The 6,050-nt window shown below is 68.2% G+C and carries 6 protein-coding genes; all 6 read right to left on the bottom strand.

All coding sequences use genetic code 11. From position 1 onward, the window contains the following. Positions 1–1,778, bottom strand: a 1,778-nt coding sequence (locus K2Y56_RS00625) for a tape measure protein (protein WP_292503752.1), incomplete at its 3' end; no start/stop codon positions are given. A gap of 29 nt (positions 1,779–1,807) precedes the next feature. Next, entirely contained in the window at positions 1,808–1,960 is a 153-nt protein-coding gene (locus K2Y56_RS00620; protein WP_292503749.1) for a hypothetical protein, read from the bottom strand. Between the two features lie 164 nt (positions 1,961–2,124). After that, complete coding sequence (locus K2Y56_RS00615) at positions 2,125–2,571, bottom strand: hypothetical protein (protein ID WP_292503748.1); 447 nt, start codon at positions 2,569–2,571, stop codon at positions 2,125–2,127. Positions 2,572–2,690: 119 nt separating this feature from the next. Continuing rightward, positions 2,691–3,851 carry a reverse transcriptase family protein gene (locus tag K2Y56_RS00610; RefSeq protein ID WP_292503745.1) on the bottom strand — a complete coding sequence of 387 codons (1,161 nt, stop codon included), beginning with the start codon at positions 3,849–3,851 and terminating at the stop codon, positions 2,691–2,693. 179 nt (positions 3,852–4,030) lie between these two features. Then, on the bottom strand, positions 4,031–5,287 hold the full coding sequence (locus K2Y56_RS00605; RefSeq protein WP_292503743.1) for a hypothetical protein: 1,257 nt from the start codon (positions 5,285–5,287) through the stop codon (positions 4,031–4,033). Between the two features lie 256 nt (positions 5,288–5,543). Continuing rightward, on the bottom strand, positions 5,544–6,050 hold a 507-nt coding region (locus K2Y56_RS00600), incomplete at its 5' end, for a phage tail tube protein (RefSeq protein WP_292503741.1).

Raw genomic sequence — 6,050 nt, 5'->3', positions numbered from 1 at the left:
ATGGTGCGGCGGACCACGATGCGGGCGATGTCCTGCAGGATGCCCTGCAGCACCTTGGAAAAGCTCTCGCCCTTGATGATCGCGTCCTCGAAGGCCGAGGAGAAGGTCAGGCCCAACTCGCGGGCCGTGTTGCTGGTGCGCTCCGTGGCCTGCTGGACGCGCTGCTGGCTGCGCTCCAGCTCCTGCAGCGCCGCATTGGCCTCGCGCGAGACCGTCTCGTCGGGGATGGGCTGGCCGATGCGTTCGGACCGCTCGACCAGCCGGCCGAGTGTTTCGAGGCGCCGGGTGTAGCGCTCCTGGGCGTTCTCGTTGTTCTGGATCAGCCGCTCGCGCTCGCGGATGATGTCGTTGATCTCGCGCTCGGCCTCGCGGTCGGGGCGCGGGATGGATGCGACGCGGCGCGTGGTACCCTCGATGCGGCGCAGCGCCTCGTCGCGCTCGCGCAGCGCCAGGGTCTCTAGCCGGGTGCGGTCGGCGGCGGTGATGCCGCCGGCGGCCTCGGCCTCGCGCAGACGGCGGACGCGGTCCTCGTATTCGCTGTTGATGCGAAAGCGGTCGTCCAGTGCCTTGCGCAGTTCCTCGGCATCCGCGGCCGTGCGGCGGCGGCGGGCATCGGCAGCCTGTCCAGCCGCGGCCTCCTGCTCGGTGCGCTGGCGTTCGCCGGCGGCCTGCTCGCCGCGGGTGATCTCCTCCGTAAGTTCCTGGTACTGGCGTCGCAGTTCCTCGAGGCGCGCGGCGCGATCGACACCGGCCTGCTGCTGGGCGGCACCCACAAGCCCGGCCTGGATCGAGCCACGGCGGGGCTGGGAGCGCAGGCTGTCGCGGCCGTCATTCTCCGCCTCGAGACGGGCGATCTGGGCGCGCAGCGCCTCGGCCTGGGCGCGGCGGTCCGCCTCCTGCTCGCTGGGCAGCAGCAGGCCGGAGCCACGGCGGACGCCATCCAGCACGCGGGCGGCGCCGGAGAGCGCACGCGCAAGGGCGTTGGACAGGCCGATCGCCTGGTCGAGCCGGGCGAGGAATTGGTCGGCGGCGGCCGTCAGCTGCCCGAAGGCGCGGCTGACCGAGAGCGGTGCTCGCTCGAACTCGCCATTCAGCCGCTCGACGGCGCGCAGCAGCGCCGGGAACACTGTGTCCGCGGTGAGCTTGCCCTCGGAGCCGAGCTTGCGCAGTTCGCCGATGGACACGCCAAGCTCGCGCGCCAACGCCTGCGCCAGCGTGGGCAGGCCTTCCAGGATGGAGCGCAGCTCATCGCCCTGCAGGGTGCCCGACGCCAGCGCCTGGGCGAGCTGCTGGGTGGAGGAGGCGATTTCCTGCTGCGAGGCGCCGGACGCGATGGCGATGCGCTGGAGGCCGCCGACCAGCGTGGCGACCTGGTCCGAGGTGGCGCCGATCTCGCGGGCTGCGATCGAGAAGCGGGCGAAGGCATCGACGCTCTCGCGCACCGCGACGCCGGTCTGCAGGCTGTCCCGGTAGAGGCGGTCATAGATCTCGCCGGCACGCTCGACCGAACCGAGCGCGGTGTTCAGCCGTCCCATGGACTGGGTGAGCGCATCTCCGGCCACCACCACGGCGCGCAGGCCGGCGGCGAGGCCGGCGATCTGCACGCCGCGCACGGCGACGTCGAGCAGGTCCAGCGCGCGGGAGGCGCGGTCGGCGCCGCCCTGGATGCGCTCCAGGCTGCACTGGCCGGTCTCGCCGACCTCGCGCAGCTCCTGCTTGACCCGGGCGGCGTCGTCCAGCGACAGCCGGACGGAGACGCGGCGGGTGGCGTCGGCCATACGTCACGCCTCCTGCGTCAGTGTGGTCGTCAGGGCCCGGGGGGATCAGTGCGGCGCGCGGCGCTGCCGGCGGCGAGGCCCATGCGCATGGCGAGCAGGAATTCTGCCGCGGCCCAGCCGGATGCGCCCATCTCGCGGGCGGTGACCAGCGCGGCCGGCATGTCGAGGTCGAGGCCGCTCATGGTTGCCGTCGCGCAGGTGGTGCCGGTGGCCCAGACGGCGGCACCCTCGACACTGGCGGGGGCGTGGGCGGCGTAGGGACAGGCGAGGCCGCAGTCGCGATCGAGCGCCGCGCAACCGCGGCAGTAGTCAGGGCCCTGGCCGAAGTGCCATTCGGCGCGGGCCCTTAGCCGTTTCCCTCCAGGGCCACGGCGGCGACAGGGCCGGTGGCCCGATCCCAGAAGGCGGCGGCCATCTCATCCATGTCCATCAGGCGTTCGACGGCCTCCGGCGTGAGCGGCAGCGGATTGCCGGCGGCGTCGCCCACACCCTCCCAGGCGGTGACGGCGTGGCGGGCCAGCGCCTTGACCAGGAAGGCAAAGGCCAGGCCGCGCGCCATGTCGGGGTCGAGGTCGGCCTCCGCAGCCCGCAGCGCGCCGAGGCGACGAGCGGAACCGGCCTGGGCGGCGGCCATCACGGCGGTGGTGACTGGGCGGATTTCGACGCGCACGCCGCGGGGAAGGTCGAGCCAGTACGGCTCGACCGGGAGGTCGAGGGTGAGCATGGGGTTCTCCATTTGCGTGAGCTTCAGGGCTGCGGCAAAGCCGCGTGCGAAGCAGTTGGTGCTCAACATCGGGCTAGCGACGCAGAACCATTACTCGACTGAGGATAGAGACGGCGCAGGCCATGACCACCGATGAAGGTGAAAGCACTGCAATAGGAGTGTGGATCGGCGTTCCATCGTCCTCGCCCTCAAAGCGGCCAGACGATCTTCTTCATCTGTTCGGAGAGCGAAGCGCCGTACTCGGGCTCAATCTGGGAGGCGAAGGCGACGAGGCCGCCGAGGTGATGGCGCAAGCCGATCACCGAGACAAAGTTACGCTTCTCGGCGTGTGCTACGGGTCCGACATCCGGCATCAGGCAGTAGTGGAAGTGCATCCGGAGCGAGTCCTTGAACTCGCGCGTGAGGCGAGGGCGATCCCCGTCCACAAGGAGGCCTAGGACGAGCTTGCGGGCGCCCGGGGGAACAACGTTCGTCTTAGTCGTGTTCGGTGATAGGCCATGCCTTCCCATGGCGGCATAGGCGGCGAGCACAACGTCTGAAGCCCGCGATCGCGTAAAGGCGGGGTCGGACGTCGAGAGGGCAATGTCGTCCGCGTAGCGTGTGTAGGTCATTCGGTGCTGCTGCGCCGTGCGCGCCATCTCATCGTCGAACTCTCGGACGGCGAGGTTGGCGAGCATGGGACTGGAGGGCGCGCCCTGAGGAAGATGGCCGAGCTGCGCGGCATGATAGTCCAGGATTGCCCCGTATCCGGACACCTTCGCCAACCAGCGGCGCGCACGATTCGTCCGCGCGTTCTCGGGAAGTCGGGTACAGATGCGGGCGAGTTCCAGCGCGACGAGTGGCTGAAAGGCGAAATCGGTCGTAAAGACTCGGTAGGCTGCGATTTCCGAAATGGATTCGAAGAAGCGCCGGGCATCTAGCTTTATCAGCCACCGGCACCCGCAGTGGCGCTCCGCCGCCTTAACCACCGAGGAACCGGGAGCGTACGCCGTGCTTGCAGCATGCGGACGCCCGTGTACGAGAATGTTGCCGGAAATCCATCGCTGGACCGACATCAGAAGGGGTGGTGGAACGGTGATCGTCCGGTAGCCCTCCTCACCGGGGCGGGCGATCTTGCGCACCTGGAAGGTTGTGTAGGGATCAGGGAAACGGCGGGCGGCGACGCCTCGCAGGAAGCCGTATGGCACCCCCGCGAGTTCGGCGAGATGGCGCAGAGTCAGGATGGTCGGGATGCGTCCGCCGACACGGTCCTGAATAGCGGCCGTGGCGAGAGCGCGCTCGATGATAACGTCATCTATCCCGGCGCATCGACCGAGCGAGCGATAGTGCTGAGGGCGCTTCGTGAGCATCTACTCTGACTCGCCTCTGGCGAGGCTAGGCCCGCCCCGGCAGGAGACACCCGACGCAATTCGGGGTGGGCCCAGCCTTGGCAGCATGCGGACGCTCACTCGAAGGGGCGGGGTAGTCCCCGTCCCCGATCGGCTCGTCACCGAACCGACCGCCGTCGGCGAGTTACCACCGACGATCACTAGATTTCACGAGGCTCCCTCAGCTGCGTCGGAAAGTATGGCGTGTCGCCTGCGATGGGAAGTGGGACTTTGGGCGAGCGCACCTTTCGGGCGGCCGCGAGCTGCCGCTGCCCGGCGTCGGTCAACCGCCCGTCCTTCATCCACCCCCAGTCCATCGCTACCGCCCTGATCGTCTCAACTTCCGGTAAGGTCAGCCCGGACCTTCCGGCGATTGCCTCGAGCGTTCGCGGCCCTCTGCAGCTCGCGGCCAGGACGGCGACGACCGCGCGCCCATCTGTGTGAGATGCGTCCAGCAAGGCCGAGCGGGCCAACACCGGCTGCCCCATGCGCCGGAGCCGCTCACGTAAACTGGCCAAGGGGCGACGATCACCAAATGCTTCAGCGCTCGCGGAAGTCACGCGGTTTGGGAAAAGCGGAATCCACCCAAGACGATTCGTGCCATGAAGAAGCCTGGGCGCATTGTTGGGGCAGCCGTGCGCGAACGCGATCAGCGCGCCGATGGAATCGTAGCCGAAGGCGTCGCTCGATCGAGCACCACCCGGATCGTACCTAGTGCATAGGTCCTCCACCCTCACCCTCGTCGCTTCGTCGAAAGCGTCGAACACTGTCGGACAGCTCGCCACGATGGAGACCTCGGGCGCGCTGGCATGACTTCGGACAAGCGTCATGCCTGGCTCCGTCGCCGAGTAGGCGATCACCTCCGTCCCGAGCCAGCCGAAGGAGTTCCAGCTGCGGACGGAGGCCACACTCCAGGCAGCTTCAATGTAGCGGGATGCTTGTCGACCGCTCCCGATAAGGTCGGTGAGAAGCATGAACCGGCGGATCCGGTTGGATCGGATCGCGTCTGGTCCGGGATGATTGAAGAATTTCTGCTTGTCCGCACGACAGAGGGAAGTGATGAGTGTGGCAACGATCCCTTCGCTTCCGACGCCTCCCGCCACCGGTGCGATAGGGGGCGGGCCCGGGCCTCTGGCCCGCAGAGGGCGTTTCGCGGCTTGATCGAAGAGTCGATTCGGAGGTCCCTTCGGGGGAGGCACCTCCCTTTCGGCGTAGAGGCCGATTGGGCCGTCCGCGAGCGCAGCCCGACGAAGTACTAGATCCCGCATGCGACCGCTGAACTCGTCGCCCGACACGAGGGTCATGGCATCAATCATCTGGGCGGCGATGATCGCGTCCCCATCAGGGAACCGCCGCAGCCATTCTGAAGCACGGGGGGTCTCGCTGAACCTGTCGAGACGGGCCTTCGACTTAGCCACCGAGCTCCATTCTCCCACTTTGCCGCGCGTTTTTGGCGGTCGAGCATCGCTTGAGTACTGCATCGGCCAAGATGTCCAGTCGATCTTCGATCTGGACATCCCCGGGGTCAATGGATCGCGGTGGCCCGGAGCTACGTTCCCTTGCGAAGGTCCGGCCGTGATTTGCTGATGACTGCCCTAGACGAAAAGCTGACCGCTATCTCCAAGCCGCTGTAGCCGATCCCCAAAGCGGTCTTCTGCTCTCCCCGAGCACAGATCACGCATACTCCGCCGCCGGCTGCTGGTTCCGCAATACCGCGGTCATCATCCGCGTCGCCGTCGCGTTGAAGGCGGCGCGGAAATCGAAGCTCGCCTCCACCCCGGCCGGCCCCTCGATCGGTGTCTTGGCCAACGCCAGATAGACCTCGTGCAGCGTGATGGTCAGGCTGCGGTTGGCGTCGATGGTGAAGGCCAGGGCGAATTCCGCCGCGGTGCCGGCCTGCGCCTGGGCCAGCAGCGTCGTGTTCTCAAAGCGCACGGTGATCTGCCCCGTGCAGCGGGCGATGCCGGGATCCACGCCCTCGACGCGGCGATCGGCGCGGATGGTGCGCACCGCCTCCATGCCGTTGGCGTAGGTGAGCCGCGCGCCAGTCACCTGCGCCAGTGCCGCTGCGCTGCGCGTGATACTGCCCTGTGCCTTGTTGAAGGCGGTATAGGCCGCGCTGGTCGGCGTGCCGCCTGACGTCGCGCCAGTGCGGACCGAGCCCTGGCCGAGCAACCCGAA

The organism is Methylobacterium sp. (assembly GCF_019745455.1).
In the GTDB taxonomy this organism is placed as follows: Bacteria; Pseudomonadota; Alphaproteobacteria; order Rhizobiales; family Beijerinckiaceae; genus Methylobacterium.
Note: the sequence above shows the minus strand (reverse complement) of the source record. Positions and strands in the feature narration are given on the sequence as shown.

What these genes read in the sequence shown, in the direction of transcription:
- K2Y56_RS00615 (WP_292503748.1), bottom strand. Translation starts at nt 2,571, where the DNA reads ATGTTGAGCACCAACTGCTTCGCACGCGGCTTTGCCGCAGCCCTGAAG.
- K2Y56_RS00610 (WP_292503745.1), bottom strand. Translation starts at nt 3,851, where the DNA reads ATGCTCACGAAGCGCCCTCAGCACTATCGCTCGCTCGGTCGATGCGCC.
- K2Y56_RS00620 (WP_292503749.1), bottom strand. Translation starts at nt 1,960, where the DNA reads ATGAGCGGCCTCGACCTCGACATGCCGGCCGCGCTGGTCACCGCCCGC.